This window comes from Tabrizicola piscis (genome assembly GCF_003940805.1).
GTDB classification, from domain to species: Bacteria; Pseudomonadota; Alphaproteobacteria; order Rhodobacterales; family Rhodobacteraceae; genus Tabrizicola; species Tabrizicola piscis.
This window is the reverse complement of sequence record NZ_CP034328.1, coordinates 3,208,317-3,222,751: the sequence shown is the minus strand read 5'-3', so window position 1 is coordinate 3,222,751 and position 14,435 is coordinate 3,208,317. Positions and strand designations below refer to the sequence as shown.

The 14,435-nt window shown below is 63.4% G+C and carries 16 protein-coding genes and 1 other RNA gene; 7 read left to right on the top strand and 10 right to left on the bottom strand.

What is annotated here, in order from left to right; all coding sequences use genetic code 11:
* The first annotated feature begins 51 nt into the window (after positions 1-51).
* The 3 genes from EI545_RS15675 to EI545_RS15665 all read left to right on the top strand — a co-directional run bounded on the left by EI545_RS15675 (position 52) and on the right by EI545_RS15665 (position 2,786).
* Complete coding sequence (locus tag EI545_RS15675; RefSeq protein ID WP_125326334.1) at positions 52-909, top strand: tetratricopeptide repeat protein; 858 nt, start codon at positions 52-54, stop codon at positions 907-909.
* Positions 909-1,406, top strand: coding sequence for a prepilin peptidase (locus EI545_RS15670; RefSeq protein WP_245990105.1), 498 nt, complete (start codon positions 909-911; stop codon positions 1,404-1,406). Before EI545_RS15675 ends, EI545_RS15670 begins: the two co-directional genes overlap by 1 nt.
* Before the next feature lie 63 nt (positions 1,407-1,469).
* Positions 1,470-2,786, top strand: a complete 1,317-nt coding sequence (locus tag EI545_RS15665; protein WP_125326333.1) for a P-loop NTPase and SpoVK domain-containing protein — start codon at positions 1,470-1,472, stop codon at positions 2,784-2,786.
* A gap of 63 nt (positions 2,787-2,849) precedes the next feature.
* On the opposite strand, the gene EI545_RS15660 is transcribed toward EI545_RS15665, so the two are convergent.
* Positions 2,850-3,395 carry a 5-formyltetrahydrofolate cyclo-ligase gene (locus EI545_RS15660; protein WP_125326332.1) on the bottom strand — a complete coding sequence of 182 codons (546 nt, stop codon included), beginning with the start codon at positions 3,393-3,395 and terminating at the stop codon, positions 2,850-2,852.
* Positions 3,392-4,762: a magnesium transporter gene (gene mgtE, locus EI545_RS15655; RefSeq protein WP_125326331.1), complete on the bottom strand. Its 1,371-nt coding sequence runs from the start codon at positions 4,760-4,762 to the stop codon at positions 3,392-3,394. Before mgtE ends, EI545_RS15660 begins: the two co-directional genes overlap by 4 nt.
* Positions 4,763-4,894: 132 nt before the next feature.
* Between mgtE and guaD the strand changes: the two genes are divergently transcribed.
* Positions 4,895-6,175, top strand: a complete 1,281-nt coding sequence (guaD, locus tag EI545_RS15650) for a guanine deaminase (RefSeq protein ID WP_125326330.1) — start codon at positions 4,895-4,897, stop codon at positions 6,173-6,175.
* A gap of 138 nt (positions 6,176-6,313) precedes the next feature.
* Here the strand turns inward: guaD and EI545_RS15645 are convergent, their stop codons facing one another.
* The 5 genes from EI545_RS15645 to EI545_RS15625 all read right to left on the bottom strand — a co-directional run bounded on the left by EI545_RS15645 (position 6,314) and on the right by EI545_RS15625 (position 10,099).
* Positions 6,314-6,631, bottom strand: coding sequence for a ribonuclease E inhibitor RraB (locus EI545_RS15645; protein WP_125326329.1), 318 nt, complete (start codon positions 6,629-6,631; stop codon positions 6,314-6,316).
* A 46-nt stretch (positions 6,632-6,677) separates the two neighbouring features.
* Entirely contained in the window at positions 6,678-7,259 is a 582-nt protein-coding gene (locus EI545_RS15640; protein WP_125326328.1) for a hypothetical protein, read from the bottom strand.
* 75 nt (positions 7,260-7,334) lie between these two features.
* Complete coding sequence (locus EI545_RS15635; RefSeq protein WP_125326327.1) at positions 7,335-8,675, bottom strand: 8-oxoguanine deaminase; 1,341 nt, start codon at positions 8,673-8,675, stop codon at positions 7,335-7,337.
* Between the two features lie 170 nt (positions 8,676-8,845).
* A complete protein-coding gene (hisN, locus tag EI545_RS15630) occupies positions 8,846-9,643 on the bottom strand; it encodes a histidinol-phosphatase (RefSeq protein ID WP_125326326.1) in 798 nt (265 codons plus the stop codon).
* 93 nt (positions 9,644-9,736) lie between these two features.
* Entirely contained in the window at positions 9,737-10,099 is a 363-nt protein-coding gene (locus EI545_RS15625) for a helix-turn-helix domain-containing protein (protein WP_125326325.1), read from the bottom strand.
* A 380-nt stretch (positions 10,100-10,479) separates the two neighbouring features.
* Here EI545_RS15625 and EI545_RS15620 point away from each other — a divergent pair, with 380 nt between their 5' ends.
* Positions 10,480-11,451, top strand: coding sequence for an NADPH:quinone oxidoreductase family protein (locus EI545_RS15620; protein ID WP_125326324.1), 972 nt, complete (start codon positions 10,480-10,482; stop codon positions 11,449-11,451).
* Here EI545_RS15620 and EI545_RS15615 read toward each other — a convergent pair.
* Entirely contained in the window at positions 11,439-12,290 is an 852-nt protein-coding gene (locus tag EI545_RS15615; protein WP_125326323.1) for a LysR family transcriptional regulator, read from the bottom strand. The two genes, EI545_RS15620 and EI545_RS15615, sit on opposite strands and share 13 nt — an antisense overlap.
* Positions 12,291-12,414: 124 nt before the next feature.
* On the opposite strand from EI545_RS15615, the gene EI545_RS15610 reads away from it, so the two are divergent.
* Positions 12,415-12,630, top strand: coding sequence for a DUF1127 domain-containing protein (locus EI545_RS15610; protein ID WP_125326322.1), 216 nt, complete (start codon positions 12,415-12,417; stop codon positions 12,628-12,630).
* Positions 12,631-12,762: 132 nt separating this feature from the next.
* The gene (locus EI545_RS15605; RefSeq protein WP_125326321.1) at positions 12,763-13,500 is read left to right on the top strand and encodes a Bax inhibitor-1/YccA family protein; all 738 of its coding nucleotides are present in this window, start codon (positions 12,763-12,765) and stop codon (positions 13,498-13,500) included.
* A gap of 138 nt (positions 13,501-13,638) precedes the next feature.
* On the opposite strand, the gene rpmG is transcribed toward EI545_RS15605, so the two are convergent.
* Positions 13,639-13,806 carry a 50S ribosomal protein L33 gene (gene rpmG / locus EI545_RS15600; protein ID WP_008027883.1) on the bottom strand — a complete coding sequence of 56 codons (168 nt, stop codon included), beginning with the start codon at positions 13,804-13,806 and terminating at the stop codon, positions 13,639-13,641.
* Positions 13,807-13,996: 190 nt separating this feature from the next.
* Positions 13,997-14,431: RNase P RNA component class A (gene rnpB, locus EI545_RS15595), an RNA gene on the bottom strand.
* Between the last annotated feature and the right edge of the window lie 4 nt (positions 14,432-14,435).

Sequence of the window (14,435 nt, the reverse complement as noted above, 5' to 3'; positions counted from 1 at the left end):
AGGGATTCCGAGCAGTAAGAACCGAGCAGTCTACAAAAAAGGACGCGAAAGATGCGCCACTCTGGTCTAGTTGTGCTGTGCCTTGGCGGCACAATGTTCCTGTCGGCCTGTCAGCAGAATTCAGATGCGCAGGTGCAACGGGCCCTGAAAGACGTCAACGTCATTGATGAATCCAACCTGAACGATGTGATGCTGACAGTGGCCGACCCGAATGAGGCGGTCGTCTACTTTACCAGCGCCGTTCAGCAGAAGCCCGACCGGATTGACCTGAAACGCGGGTTGGCAAAATCACTCACCCGCGCCCAGAAACCGTCGGAAGCAGCGGTGATCTGGCGCCAGATCGTCGATTCCGGCGAAGCCACGGCGGAAGATCGGGTCTTGCTGGCAGATGCGCTGATCCGCTCCAACCAGTGGGACGCTGCCAAGGCCGAGCTGAACCTGATCCCCCCCACCCACGAAAGCTTCGACCGCTACCGGATCGAGGCGATGGTCGCCGACGCGGACAAGAACTGGGCGAAGGCCGACAGTTTCTATGAAATCGCCGTCGGTCTGACCACGCGCCCGGCCAGCACGCTGAACAACTGGGGCTTTTCCAAACTGACCCGCGGCGAACATGCCGGGGCGGAAAAGCTGTTTGTCGAAGCCCTGACCCACGACCCTTCGATGTTCACCGCCAAGAACAACCTCGTTCTGGCCCGGGCCGCACAGCGCAAGTACGACCTGCCCGTGGTGCGGATGACCCAGACCGAACGCGCCGAGCTTCTGTATTCCATGGCGCTTGCCGCCGTGAAGCAGGGCGACGTCACGGTGGGCAAGGGCCTGTTGCAACAAGCCATCGACACTCACCCCCAGCATTTCGAGGCCGCAAGCCGCAGCCTTGAGGCCCTTGATTCGAACGTGCAGCTCTGATGATTACCCCGACTGGCGCGCTGATCCTTCTGGTCCCGGTCCTGCCCATCGCCATCTGGGCGTCGGTCAACGACATGAAGCGGATGAAAATTCCGAACAACGCGGTTCTTGCGCTTGCCGCCGTCTGGCCCCTGCTTGGGTGGCTTGCGGTGGCCACCTGGACGGCCTGGTTCTGGGGCTTTGCCTTGATGGCGATTGTGCTGGTCGCAGGCTACCTGTTGTATACGACCGGCACTTTTGGCGCTGGCGACGCCAAATATACGGCCGCCATGGCGCCAATCTTTGTTGGCGCAGACATCCTGTGGCTGCTCATGCTGATCGCCGGTTGCCTGCTCGGCGCACTGATCACCCACCGGATCATGCGGGGCATCCCCGCGGTCCGGAACATGACTCCAGACTGGAAAAGCTGGACCGAGCGGCGCTACTTTCCGCTTGGATTTGCATTGTCGGGGATTGTGGTCTTCTATCTTGTTGCCGCCATCTGGCCGCAAGTCTGACACAAGTCCGCTTTAGCCTGCAAATCTACGTAGTCCGCCGCTATTGTCCACGGAGCCGGTCGAATGAACGCTGAAGCCCCGGTGTCGAACGTCACGGCACCCTCGTCGCCCCGCAGTCTGGCCGATACCGGCCTCTCCACTGTGATGATGCGCGACATTCTCTTGAAGTCCATGTTCCGCACCAACCAGGATCAGGTGTCCAACCTGTCCAAGGTGATCTGCCTGCCGGTGCCCCTCACCCAGGAACTGGTTGACCTCGCCCGGACCCAGAAACTGCTGACGGCGACCGGCACCATGCATGCCACCGCTGGCAATGAGATGGGGTACGAACTGACCGACGCCGGCAAGGCCCGCGCGCTGGATGCCCTGTCACAGTCCGAATACTACGGCGCGATGCCCGTCCCGCTGGAGCAATACTCGGTCCAGATCAAGCGCCAGTCGGTCCGCGACATCCGACTGAACAAGGAACAGCTTCTGTCCGGCATGGGCCACCTGATCCTGCCGCCCGACCTGATTGACAACCTTGGCCCCGCCGTCACCTCGGGCCGGTCCATCCTGCTGTACGGCCCGCCCGGCAACGGTAAGTCCTCGATCAGCCACGGCATCCGCGCCGCCTTGGGCGACAAGGTCTATGTGCCCCGCGCCATCGAATATTCCGGCCAGATCATTTCGGTCTATGACCCCATCGTCCACACAGCCGCCGAGTCGAACGTGGATGACCCGAACAGCCTGCGCCGCACGTCGAACAAATACGACAACCGCTATGTCTATTGTGAGCGTCCTTCGGTCATCACCGGCGGTGAATTGTCGCTGGAAATGCTCGACCTGACCTACAACCCCACGGCCCGCACCTATCAGGCGCCGCTGCAGCTGAAAGCCACCGGCGGCATCTTCATCATCGACGACCTTGGTCGCCAGGCCGAACCGCCGCAAAAGATCGTCAACCGCTGGATCGTGCCGCTGGAAGAAAGCCGCGACATCCTTGCCCTGCAGTCGGGCGAGAAATTCACCGTGCCTTTCGACACGCTGGTCATCTTCTCAACCAACTTCCACCCGAACCAGATCTTCGACGGCGCGGCCCTGCGGCGGATCTTCTTCAAGATCAAGATCGACGGGCCGTCACAGGAAAACTTCCTGAAGATCTTCGCCATGGTCGCGCGGAAGAAGAAGATGCCGCTTGATGAACAGGCGCTGATGTACCTGATGAAGGTCAAGTTCCCGACGATCGAGAACAACTACGCCAACTATCAGCCGGTCTTCCTGATCGACCAGATGATCTCGGTCTGTGAGTTCGAGAATATCCCCTATCAGATGACGCCCGAATTGATCGACCGCGCCTGGGGCAACATGTTCGTCCGTCAGGAAGACATCGCGCACTAACCCTCGTCGTTCGACTTCGTCTCCTCCTCCGCAGCGAAGAGTGACGAAGTCATCGATGAGCGGTCACGCGAAAACCGTGACGCCCTTTTCGGTGACCACCGCATCCAGCCGCTGGTCGGTAGCATCGATCGGCACCTCGGCCACCTCTTGCGCCGCAAAGGCGAAGCCCACCGCCAGCACAGGGCCGCGCGCACGCAACCCCTCCAGCGTGCGGTCATAAAACCCACCGCCATAGCCCAGCCGATAGCCCCGCGCGTCGAAGGACAACAGCGGCACGATCAGCACCTCAGGCTCCACCCAGGCCCCCTCCTCCGGGATCAGCGCCTTGAACGCCCCTTCGACCATCTTCGTCCCCGGCGACCATTCCCGGAACCGCAGCGGCATCGCTTTGCCCATGATCACCGGCACCCCCACTGTCCCCTGATGCGCCGCCATCGCGGGCAAAGGGTCAATCTCGGTCCGCATCGGCATATAGCCTGACAGAACCTTGCCCCCCTGCCCCGCCAGGTAATCCGCCAGGATCTCTGCCGCCTGCCCCTGCCCCGCCGCAAAGGCCAAGGCCCGCCGCGCAAAGGCCTCAGCCCGCGCCAATGCCTTGACATCGCTCATAGCAGCACCACCGCAGCCAGCCCCAGGAACACGAAGAACCCCACCACATCCGTCACCGTCGTGACAAAGGTCCCCGAGGCCAGCGCCGGGTCCACCCCGGCCCGCTCCATCATGACCGGAACGAGGATCCCCGCCAGCCCCGCCACCACCAGATTGACCACCATCGCCGCGGCAATCACCAGCCCCAGCGCCTGATCGCCAAACCAGACCCAGCCGACGATCCCCATGACCACCGCAAAGAACAGGCCGTTGATCAACCCCACCGCCCCCTCGCGCCAGATCACCCGGCCCATGTTGGCCGCCGTCAGATCGCGCGTCGCAAGCGCCCGCACCGCCACGGTCAGGCTTTGCGTCCCGGCATTCCCGCCCATCGACGCCACGATCGGCATCAACACCGCCAGCGCCACCAGTTGCGCAATCTCCGCCTCGAACTGGGCAATCACCATGCTGGCAAGGATCGCGGTCATCAGATTGACAAACAGCCATGGGAGCCGCTGCCGCGCCGTCTCCAGCACCCGGTCCGCGATGGAGCTTTCGTCGCCCACCCCCGCCAGTCGCAGCATGTCTTCCTGGTGTTCCTCATCCAGCACGTTCATCGCATCGTCGATGGTGATGACCCCCACCAGCCGCCCGCCCGCATCCACCACCGGGCAGGAAATCAGGTGATACTGGTTGAAGATATAGGCGACATCCGCCTCGGGATCGGTCGCCTCGATGGTGCGGAAACTGTCCTCGATAATGTCGCGCAGCGGCATCTCGCGGCCGGATGACAGGATCCGCCCAAGCGTGGCATAGCCCACCGGCTGCATCCGCGGGTCTACCAGAATGACATGATAGAACTGGTCCGGCAGGTGTTCCGATTTTCGCAGAAAATCAATGGTCTCGCCCACAGTCCAGTGTTCTGGCGCCACCACCGTTTCACGCTGCATCAACCGGCCGGCGGAGTATTCCGGATAGGCCATCGCCTGCTCGACCGCCACCCGGTCGGCATCCGTCAGCGCATCAAGGATCAGGCCCTGCTGCGGCGCATCCAGATCCTCCAGAATGTCGACGACATCGTCGGTTTCCAGATCCCGAACCGCCTCGGCCAGCACACCGGGCGGCAGGCTTTCGATCACCTCTTCCCGGATCGCGTCCGAGATTTCGGACAGGATGTCCCCGTCAATCTCATGCGACCAAAGCCGAAGCAGCGCCCGGCGGTCCGCCCCGCCAATCTGTTCCAGAAGGTCGGCAATATCGGCCGCGTGCAAAGGCTCCAGCAGCGCATCAAGCCCCGCGCGATCCTCGGCCTCGACCGCCTGCAGCACGGCATCAATGCGGTCCTGATCCAGCACTTCGTCGTCCGGGTCTGTCAGAAGTTCCGCCATGCTGCCCCCGACCCTTGAAACCGATTGCCGCGACCTTAACGAAAGCTGTTTCAAGGAAACAGGGGGCCAAAGGCAAATTTACCCAAGAAGACAAAGGCCGTAGGGTACATCGGCAAGAACAGGGGCAAACCAATGGCCGATCTTCTACTGGGGCAAGTGATCCGCTTTTCGGGCGATCCCTTTGCAAGCCCGGAGGCTGCGCAGCATCTGACCCACGGTGCCGTCCTCGTCGACGGTGGCCGCATCGTCGCGGTTGGCGAGGCCGCCACGCTGCGCGCCAGTGCCCCCGCCGCAAGGGTCCATGACTATGGCCAAAAGCTGATCTCGCCCGGCTTCATCGACGCGCATGTCCACTATCCCCAAACGGCGATCATCGCCTCATGGGGCAAGCGGCTGATCGACTGGCTGAACACCTACACCTTCCCCGAAGAAATGCGCTTCGCCGATCCCGCCTATGCCGATCAGATCGCCAACCGCTACCTCGACCTCGTCCTCGCGCGCGGCACGACCACCGTCTGCTCCTACGCGACGATCCACCCGGCATCCGTTGACGCGATCTTCACCGCCGCGCAAAGCAGGGGCATGCGCCTCTTCGCCGGCAAGACCTGCATGGACCGCAACGCCCCCGAAGGCCTGCGCGACACGGCCCAGTCCGCCTATGACGACAGCAAGGCGCTGCTTGAAAAGTGGCACGGGGTTGACCGGCTGTCCTATGTCATCACCCCGCGCTTTTCCCCAACCTCCACGCCCGAACAGCTGGCCGCCCTCGGTGCCCTCTGGCGCGACTACCCCGATTGCCTGATGCAGACCCACCTCTCTGAACAGGTCGATGAAATCGCCTGGGTCCGCGACCTTTTCCCCCAGTCCCGCGATTACCTTGATACCTACGAAGCCCAGGGCCTCCTCCGCGAAGGCGCCGTCTACGGCCACGCCATCCACCTGACCGACCGCGAACGCGCCCGGCTGGTTGAGGCTGGGGCCAGCCTTGTCCACTGCCCGACCTCGAACACCTTCATCGGCTCGGGGTTGTTCGACATGACCCTTGCGACGCAACTGCGCGTCGGCCTTGCCACCGACACCGGCGGCGGCTCCAACTTCTCCATGCTCCGCACCATGGCCGCCGCTTACGAGGTGGCCCAGCTGCGCGGCCAATCCCTGCACCCGTCGCAGCTTTGGTGGCTGGCCACCCAAGGCTCGGCCCGCGCGCTTCGGGTCGAAGACAAGATCGGCAACATCGCCCCGGGAATGGAGGCCGACCTTGCGGTGATCGACCTCGCCTCCACCCCGGCCATCGCCCAGGCCGCCGCACGGGCGCAAGACCTCTGGCAGGCGCTGTTCCCGACGATCATGATGGGCGACGACCGTGCCGTGGCAGCCGTCTGGGTGGGCGGCAGACAGGTCACCCTGACCTAAGCCCTTTCCCTCCTCAACTATCCCCGCCGGAGGCAGAGCGGAGGTGTTTTGCGCGTCCTTCACGCGCAAAACACCGACAACAAGGTTTGCGCGGAACGCGCTCGATTCTTCAGATCCCCGGGCCTATGCAGTGCGACCCTACTCCGCCAGTTCCCACCCATCCGGGTAGAAATCATGCTTCAGCGCGATCGACGTCGCGATCCGCTCGTAATGCCAGATATCCTCGGCTGTCACCGGGATCGGCCCGATCGAGGCGATCAGCGTTTCCCCATCCTTGGCGCGCCGGGTCTGGAACCCCTCCAGCCGCAAGGCCCGCTCCAATGCCGGCCACGAGGCGTCAAGTTCCTCGATGAAGAAGGCATAGTCGACCACCGCCGTCTTTGGCAGACTGATGCCCTTCGACTGCTTGAAGGTGTCATAGGTCTCGCGACGCTGGGCTTCGAAGTTGTGGTCCATCGGGGTCTCCTTGCGCGACGCTTCTACCCCAAGCCCCGTCGCCCCGCTAGGTCCGGGTGCAGAAGCCCCGGTCGAAGGCCGCGCTGTAGGTCCAGTCGCTGGCATTCAGCGCGTCAAAGCCCACCGGGTCCAACACCCGCTCTTGTCCGTTCTCGATGCTGACCATGTCCCACAGGTTCACGTCGCACTCATAGAAACTGGGCTCGCCACCCGGATTGTAGAACTTGGACCGGTGGTAATAGCCAACAACCGTATACTGGTTGTCGATGAACTGGATCTGCACCACCGACCGCCCCTCGGCGTCCTCATCCGCGAATTCGGTGACCACCTGCAGGATGCTGCCCTTGCCGGTGTCATAGACCTCCAGCTCCTGCTTGGTTGCGAAGGCGCCAAGCTCGATCTGGTCATTGTCGAAATCCGGATCACCCTCAGCGTCAGGCACCCGATCCGTCCGCCCGCCCCAGATCACCAGCGCCGCCTTGTCGTCGTTCTGCGTCAGCCGGGCGCGGAAGTAGAAGCCTTCGTTCGACGCCCCGGCCCAATTCCCGGTCGCTTCCGACAGGACCGTCTGGGAAAACGCGGGAAAGGCAAGGGTGAGTGACAGGGTCAGGGCAATCACGCAGCGCATCGGCGGCTCCATTGGCGTTTGGGCGTGACCATGGCGACAAACCGGCCGTTGGAAAAGGGCGGGAATTCCCGACGCCTACCCAGCCAGACGGCGCGCCAGCCGGTTCTGCCGTTCAATCACCACCGGCATATCCAGCGTGACCAACTGCCCGTCGCGCACCACCTCGCGCCCTTCGACGATCAGGCCGCGCACCCGGGTAGGCCCGCACAGGACAAGGGCGGCAACCGGGTCCCATGCCCCCGCCGCTTCGATCCCCTCAACATCCCAGATCGCAAGGTCCGCCCGCTTGCCAACCTCGATCGACCCAAGATCGTCGCGCCCCAGCACCCGCGCCCCGCCAAGGGTTGCGATCTCCAGCGCCTCACGCGCGCTCATCGCATCGGCCCCCAGCGCCACGCGCTGCAACAGCATCGCCATCCGCGCCTCACCGATCAGATTGCCCGCGTCGTTCGAGGCCGAGCCATCCACCCCAAGCCCCACCTTCACCCCCGCATCCCGCATCGCACGCACAGGGGCGATCCCGGACCCGAGTCTACAATTCGAACATGGACAATGCGCAATCCCCGTAAGACTGCGGGCGAAAAGTTCAATTTCCGAACGATCCAGCTTCACGCAATGCGCATGCCAGACGTCGTCGCCGGTCCAGCCAAGGTCCTCGGCATACTCGCCCGGACGGCAGCCGAACTGGGCCAGCGAATAGGCGACATCCTCGTCATTCTCGGCCAGATGGGTGTGCAGCATCACCCCCTTGTCGCGCGCCAGCAGGGCCGCGTCCCGCATCAGCTCACGGCTGACCGAAAACGGCGAACAGGGGGCAAGACCCACGCGAACCATCGCTCCGGGCCGGGGGTCGTGGAAACGGTCCACCACGCGGATCATGTCCGCAAGGATCGCAGGCTCGCTTTCAACCAGCGCATCAGGCGGCAGACCACCCGCGCTTTCGCCAATCGACATCGCCCCCCGTGTCGGGTGGAACCGCAGGCCAACCTCTGCCGCCGCGGCGATGGTATCATCCAGCCGCGCCCCATTGGGGTAAAGGTACAGGTGATCCGACGTCAAAGTGCAGCCCGACAGCGCCAGTTCGGCCAGCCCCACTTGGGCCGAGGTAAACATCTCCTCCGGCCCGAAACGCGACCAGATGGGGTATAGCGTCTTCAGCCAGCCAAACAGCAACGCATCCTGCCCGCCGGGCACCGCGCGGGTCAGGGTCTGGTACAGATGGTGGTGCGTGTTCACCAGACCGGGCGTCACGACACAGCCCCGCGCCTCGATCACATTGGCCGCTGGCGCGTGAAGGCCCGCCCCCACGGCCACGATCACCCCGTCCCGCGTCAGGACATCGGCCCCCGACAGTTCGGCGCGGGCGGCGTTCATCGTGACGACGGTATCAGCGTTGCGGATCAGAAGGTCAGACATGGTGCACCCCTTTGCGCACCCTTCGGTTTCAAGGGAAACCACGACCGACCGTCAGAAGGGAGAAGGACACGGGCAACCGGCCCGCAAACCTTAAGCCAGCCCGAAAGCGGGTGGCAAGGGGGCGCCATGCCCCCCTCGCCCAATGGTTGCAGGAGTCGCGCCCCGCAGAGTCAGCCGTTCAACAGCGCCATCGCCTCGTCATGCACCTGGCGACTTGCGGCGGCCAGGATCTGCCCGCCGTCATACGCAGGGCGCCCCTGCCAGTCGGTCACGATGCCACCGGCGGCTTCGATCACCGCGATGGGGGCCTGAACGTCATAGGCTTGCAGCCCGGCCTCGATCACCAGATCGATCTGGCCAGCGGCGATCAGGGCATAGGCGTAGCAGTCAGTCCCATAGCGGACCAGCCGCGCCAAAGGCGCCACCCGGCGAAACGCGGCGCCCTCCTCCGGGGTGCCCACTTCGGGAAAGGTGCTGAACAGGATGGCCTGCGACAAGGGGCGCGGACTGCGGACGGCAAGCGGGCTTTCCCCCATCGGCCCCTTCATCTGCGCCCGGCCAAGGCCACCTTCGAACCGTTCCCCGATGTAGGGCTGGTCGATGATCCCGTAAAGCGGCCCCTCCGCATCACGGACCGAGATCAAGACCCCCCATGTCGGCGTGCCGGAAAGGTAGCCGCGCGTGCCATCAATGGGGTCAAGCACCCATGTCAGGCCGGTCGTGCCGGATTGGGTGCCGAACTCTTCCCCCAGGATCGCGTCATCGGGGCGGCGGCGGGCCAAGACAGACCGCATCCGTTTCTCGGACAGCCGGTCGGCGGCCGTAACCGGATCAAATCGTTGGGTTTCCTTGGTATCTGCAGCCAGATCACGGCTGCGAAAATACTGCAGAGTGGCGACGCGCGCCACATCTGCCAACTCATGTGCCGTTGCAACCAGATCAGTCGCCAAAGCGTTTGATATCCGCATGGCCATCCCTTTCCCTGCATCTGCAGGCTTGGATGGCCTGCCCTGCGGGCGCTAAAGGCTCGCAGGGCGAAGGTCAAGCGGCGCGGATGCGCCTCAGGCTGCGTCAGACAGCACGCGTGCCAGATCAAACAGGCGGCGGCGCTGCGCTTCGGGGATCGCGTAATAGGAGCGGACCAGCTCCAGCGCTTCCTTGTCGGCCATCATGTCACCCTGGGCCTGGGCCGCAGCGGTCTGACCATCGGCCAGTCCTTCGAAGAAGAAAGAGATTGTGACGCCAAGCGCATCCGCGACGTCCCAAAGACGCGAGGCGCTGACCCGGTTCATCCCGGTTTCATATTTCTGGATCTGCTGGAACTTGATTCCCACTTTGTCAGCCAACTGCTGCTGCGTCATACCCACCATCCAGCGGCGATGGCGAATACGTTTCCCAACATGGGCGTCTACAGGATGCTTCATACTCTACTCCAATTACAGTCGTCGGTCCCCTTGCTCATACCTAAGCAAGTTTCGTGCCAAATCGGCCTGAACAGACAGCTCATCGCAAAAAAACCTTCGACGCCCGAAAACCTGTCCTTTTGGATAGGGGGAATTATACAAATGTTGAAAACACGGAGAGGTTGTTCTCACTGACACCCTTTACGCGCCTAAGAGTCCTACTGCTCGCCCTATGGATGATTGCCATTTTGAGAAGCATTTTGCAAAATATGGCTCAAGTTTTTCGCATTTTGCGAAGATACAGTCCACCAGAATCCCGAATACTGTGCACCATGAAGAAAATCATATAGGCAATCGCGAAGGCTGCAAGCCCAAGGCAGCACGGCAAGAAGGGATAAATCATGCGGGCCTGGATGATCGAAACACTGGGTAGCGCGCCCAGGTTGCAGGACTGTGCAGACCCACTGCCAGCCCAGGGTGAGGCACTTGTCCGTGTGGTTTCAGTGGGCCTCAACTTCGCTGATCTTCTGATGCTTGCAGGCAGCTATCAGGTGCGGCCCGCTTTGCCCTTCATCCCGGGGATGGAGTTTTCCGGAATAGTCGAGCAGTTGGGCCCGTATACCGAAGGCCCACCCCCCGGCACCCGCGTCCTTGGCATCTGCGGCACCGGCGCACTGGCGGAAAAACTGTCCATTGCCGTCGACCGACTGTCACCCTTGCCCGATACACTGGGCTTTGACGAAGCGGCCGGGTTTCCCATCGCCTATGGGACGGCGCATCTGGCGCTGACAGCGAAGGCGCGGCTGCAGCCCGGTGAGACTCTCTTCGTCACCGGGGCCGCAGGCGGCGTCGGGCTGACTGCGGTCGAGATCGGCAAACGGCTGGGCGCACGGGTAATCGCCTCGGCCCGTGGGGCAGACCGGCTTGCGGTGGCCAAGGCCGCCGGGGCGGACCAGCTGATAGACAGCGACGCGCCGGGGCTGAAGGACACCCTGCGCGCCCTTGGCGGCGTCGATGTGGTCTTTGACGCAGTGGGCGGCCCGGCCTTTGACGACTGCCTGCGCGCCTGCAAGCCAGATGGTCGCCTGCTGGCCATCGGCTTTGCCTCGGGCCAGGTGCCGCAGGTGCCGGCCAACCTGCTCTTGGTCAAGAACCTCACCGTGTCCGGCTTCTGGTATGGTGGCTATCAGGACCACGCCCCGCAGGCCGTGGCCTCCAGCATGGCCGAGCTTCTGCGCTGGCAGGCCGAAGGCACCCTGCATCCGCATGTCGGTGAGGTCCTGCCCTTCGACGCCTTCCCCGACGGGTTGGACCTTTTGCGCACGCGCCGCGCCACCGGCAAGGTGGTGATCCGGGTCGATCAGCAGCAGTAGGCGCAGCGCAACTCGGCCATCAGCATCTCCACCGCCTCATCCCGGCGGCGATCGGCCCGGTACAGCGCCAGCTTCATCTCGCCCAAGGGCGGAAGCTGGTTGTCTGCAGCGATGACGGCGGTCCCGTCAGGGATGCTGCCCGCCATCCGCGCGGTCACCGCAAGGTCGGCGGCCACCGTCGCCTCCACCGCCTGTTCGCTTTCGCCCCCCGTCGCCAGTTGCCACGGGATATCCGCCGCATCCAGCGCCGCCTGCGCCCGGGGCCGGAAGATGCAGGTGTCCTTGAACCCCAGCCGCAGCGGGCGGCGCTGCCAGGCATTGCCGTCGGGCGCACCCACCCAGACCAGCGGCCGCGCGCCCAGCACCTCGGCCCCCGGATCTGGGACTTCCTCCGTGGTCAGGACCACGTCGAATTCCCCACGCGCGAAATCTTCCTTCATCAGGATGGTAAAGGACGACACAAGATTGATCCGCAGGCAGGGATAGGCCGCGGCCATCCGCTTCAGGATCCCGGGGATCGCCGGGTAGACCACGTCATGCGGCACGCCAAGGCGGATCTCCCCCTCGCAGGCGGTGGTGGTGAACCGCGACAGCGCCTCATCGTTCAGGGCCAGCATCCGGCGCCCATAGGACAACAGCTGTTCGCCCTCCGGCGAAAGCGCCAGTTTCCGCGCGGCACGCAGGAACAACTGCATCCCCAGCGACTCTTCCAGCCGCTTGATCTGCATCGACACCGCCGATTGCGTCAGGTTCAGATAGCCAGCCGCCCGGGTCACCCCGCCGACATCGGCCACAGTGACAAAGGAACGCAGCGCAGTCAGGTCCAGGTTCCGGGGCATATCACAATCCTTGATGACAAGCGTCACAATCATTCGTTTCCATCATGCACCGGTTTCAGCGATGGTTCAAGCATGGTGATGCCGCCAGATGCGCCATCACAAAACCCGATGAAAGGAGACCGCCATGACCACCCGCGCCGTTCGCACAAGCCATCCCCACCGTCGCAGCCTGACCGGCCTGATCGCGGGCCTCCTGCGCCTCTCTGCCATCGCCAGATCGCGTGGGCGGCTGGCCCGGCTGGACGACCATCTGCTGCAGGACATCGGCCTGACCCGCGCCGAAGCCGAGGCCGAGGCAAACCGCCCGGCATGGGACGTTCCGTCGCACTGGAAGCAGTGACCAAAGCACGACCTTTCCTGCGGGATTTCCAGCCAAGATGCTTGAAATGATGGGAAGCAATGCCGATATTCACCGCACGAGGTCGCGCCGGTTCCCCCGGCGTTGCCCTTAGGGACAACATCGGAGGCTTCAATGGCTCAATATGAAACGATCCGCAGCGTAGGCGTTGGTGCCCGCGCGCAGATCGACGAAGGGCTTCGCGCCCATATGAACAAGGTCTACGGGCTTATGTCCGTGGCTATGCTGGTCACGGCAGGCGTGGCATGGTCGGTCGGCACGAGCGAGGGGCTGATCAGCCTCCTGCGCGATCCGGCGACTGGCGCCATGACGATCCTTGGCTGGGTGGTGATGTTCGCCCCTCTGGCCATGGTGTTCGCGTTCGGCGCCCTGATCAACCGGCTGTCGGCCGCCGCCGCGCAGCTGTTCTTCTACACCTTCGCCGCGGTGATGGGTCTGTCGCTGTCGTGGATCTTCCTTGCCTTCACCAACACCTCGATCGCGCAGACGTTCCTGATCACCTCGATCGCCTTCGCGGGCCTGTCGCTGTACGGCTACGTCACCAAGCGTGACCTCAGCGGTATGGGCACCTTCCTGATGATGGGCCTGATCGGCCTGATCGTCGCGATGGTGGTGAACATCTTCCTCGCCTCGTCGGCGCTGGCCTTCGCGATCTCGGTCATCGGCCTGCTCATCTTCGCTGGTCTGACCGCTTACGACACGCAGAAGATCAAGACCGACTATATCGCCCACGCACAGGCGATGGATCAGGAATGGCTGGCGAAGTCGGCCATCATGGGGGCGCTGAACCTCTACCTCGACTTCATCAACATGTTCATGTTCCTGCTGCAATTCATGGGCAACCGCGAATAACGCAGTCACCAGAACGTCAGAAGGGCCGGTCCTTGGACCGGCCCTTTTCATTTCTGCCGCACGGCAAGCGGACAGGTCGCGCCAATGAAAAAGGCCGCGCCCGAAGGTGCGGCCCGCTCAGCGCAAGGATCAAGCAGCTTACTTGATCTTGCCTTCCTTGTATTCCACATGCTCCCGCTTGACGGGGTCGTACTTCTTGACAACCATCTTTTCGGTCATCGTACGCGCGTTCTTCTTGGTCACGTAGAAGTGGCCAGTCCCCGCGGTGGAGTTCAGGCGGATCTTGATTGTGGCCGGCTTCGCCATGGTCGTTTCTCCTGCATCGGGAAACCTGAAGGTTCCCGGTGAAATCCTTGAAGCCCGCCTTTTATCCGCGTGCCCGGCAGAGTCAACAGCCAAACCGGCCCGGACCCGGTAAATCCGCCGCGACAGTGCCCAACCGGACAGCCGCACGAATTTTCGCAGAAAATTCGTGGCCATCGGCCCGAAGGGAATTGTGCGCGGAGAGCCTGTAAGCCGGATTTTGTCCACCCCGGACCGTAGCCCGGGGCTGGATGACCATTCCTCTGCCAACCGTGTTACCACGGCGGTCAAGCTGCCAACCCGGGCCTCTCGGGCGTTGGCATCCCTGCGGGCGGTATCCCGTTGCCGAGACCAGCCCCCGCGCGAGGCCCCTATTTGGCATTGCTCCGGGTGGGGCTTGCCGTGCCGGTCCGGTTACCCGTCCCGCGGTGGGCTTTTACCCCACCGTTTCACCTTTACCACACGGTCGCGAAGGCGAACCTTCGGTCATCGCGTGGAAGTCTCTTCTCTGTGGCGCTTTCCCTGGGGTTGCCCCCGCCGGGGATTACCCGGCACCCTTGCCAACGGGAGTCCGGACTTTCCTCGACCCCAGACCTGCGTCCCGGGCCGCGGCCATCCAGCCCTCCGCGCGT

Coding starts and splice junctions, on each gene's coding strand:
- EI545_RS15675 (WP_125326334.1), top strand. CDS start 52: ATGCGCCACTCTGGTCTAGTTGTGCTGTGCCTTGGCGGCACAATGTTC.
- EI545_RS15670 (WP_245990105.1), top strand. CDS start 909: ATGATTACCCCGACTGGCGCGCTGATCCTTCTGGTCCCGGTCCTGCCC.
- EI545_RS15665 (WP_125326333.1), top strand. CDS start 1,470: ATGAACGCTGAAGCCCCGGTGTCGAACGTCACGGCACCCTCGTCGCCC.
- EI545_RS15660 (WP_125326332.1), bottom strand. CDS start 3,395: ATGAGCGATGTCAAGGCATTGGCGCGGGCTGAGGCCTTTGCGCGGCGG.
- mgtE (WP_125326331.1), bottom strand. CDS start 4,762: ATGGCGGAACTTCTGACAGACCCGGACGACGAAGTGCTGGATCAGGAC.
- guaD (WP_125326330.1), top strand. CDS start 4,895: ATGGCCGATCTTCTACTGGGGCAAGTGATCCGCTTTTCGGGCGATCCC.
- EI545_RS15645 (WP_125326329.1), bottom strand. CDS start 6,631: ATGGACCACAACTTCGAAGCCCAGCGTCGCGAGACCTATGACACCTTC.
- EI545_RS15640 (WP_125326328.1), bottom strand. CDS start 7,259: ATGCGCTGCGTGATTGCCCTGACCCTGTCACTCACCCTTGCCTTTCCC.
- EI545_RS15635 (WP_125326327.1), bottom strand. CDS start 8,675: ATGTCTGACCTTCTGATCCGCAACGCTGATACCGTCGTCACGATGAAC.
- hisN (WP_125326326.1), bottom strand. CDS start 9,643: ATGCGGATATCAAACGCTTTGGCGACTGATCTGGTTGCAACGGCACAT.
- EI545_RS15625 (WP_125326325.1), bottom strand. CDS start 10,099: ATGAAGCATCCTGTAGACGCCCATGTTGGGAAACGTATTCGCCATCGC.
- EI545_RS15620 (WP_125326324.1), top strand. CDS start 10,480: ATGCGGGCCTGGATGATCGAAACACTGGGTAGCGCGCCCAGGTTGCAG.
- EI545_RS15615 (WP_125326323.1), bottom strand. CDS start 12,290: ATGCCCCGGAACCTGGACCTGACTGCGCTGCGTTCCTTTGTCACTGTG.
- EI545_RS15610 (WP_125326322.1), top strand. CDS start 12,415: ATGACCACCCGCGCCGTTCGCACAAGCCATCCCCACCGTCGCAGCCTG.
- EI545_RS15605 (WP_125326321.1), top strand. CDS start 12,763: ATGGCTCAATATGAAACGATCCGCAGCGTAGGCGTTGGTGCCCGCGCG.
- rpmG (WP_008027883.1), bottom strand. CDS start 13,806: ATGGCGAAGCCGGCCACAATCAAGATCCGCCTGAACTCCACCGCGGGG.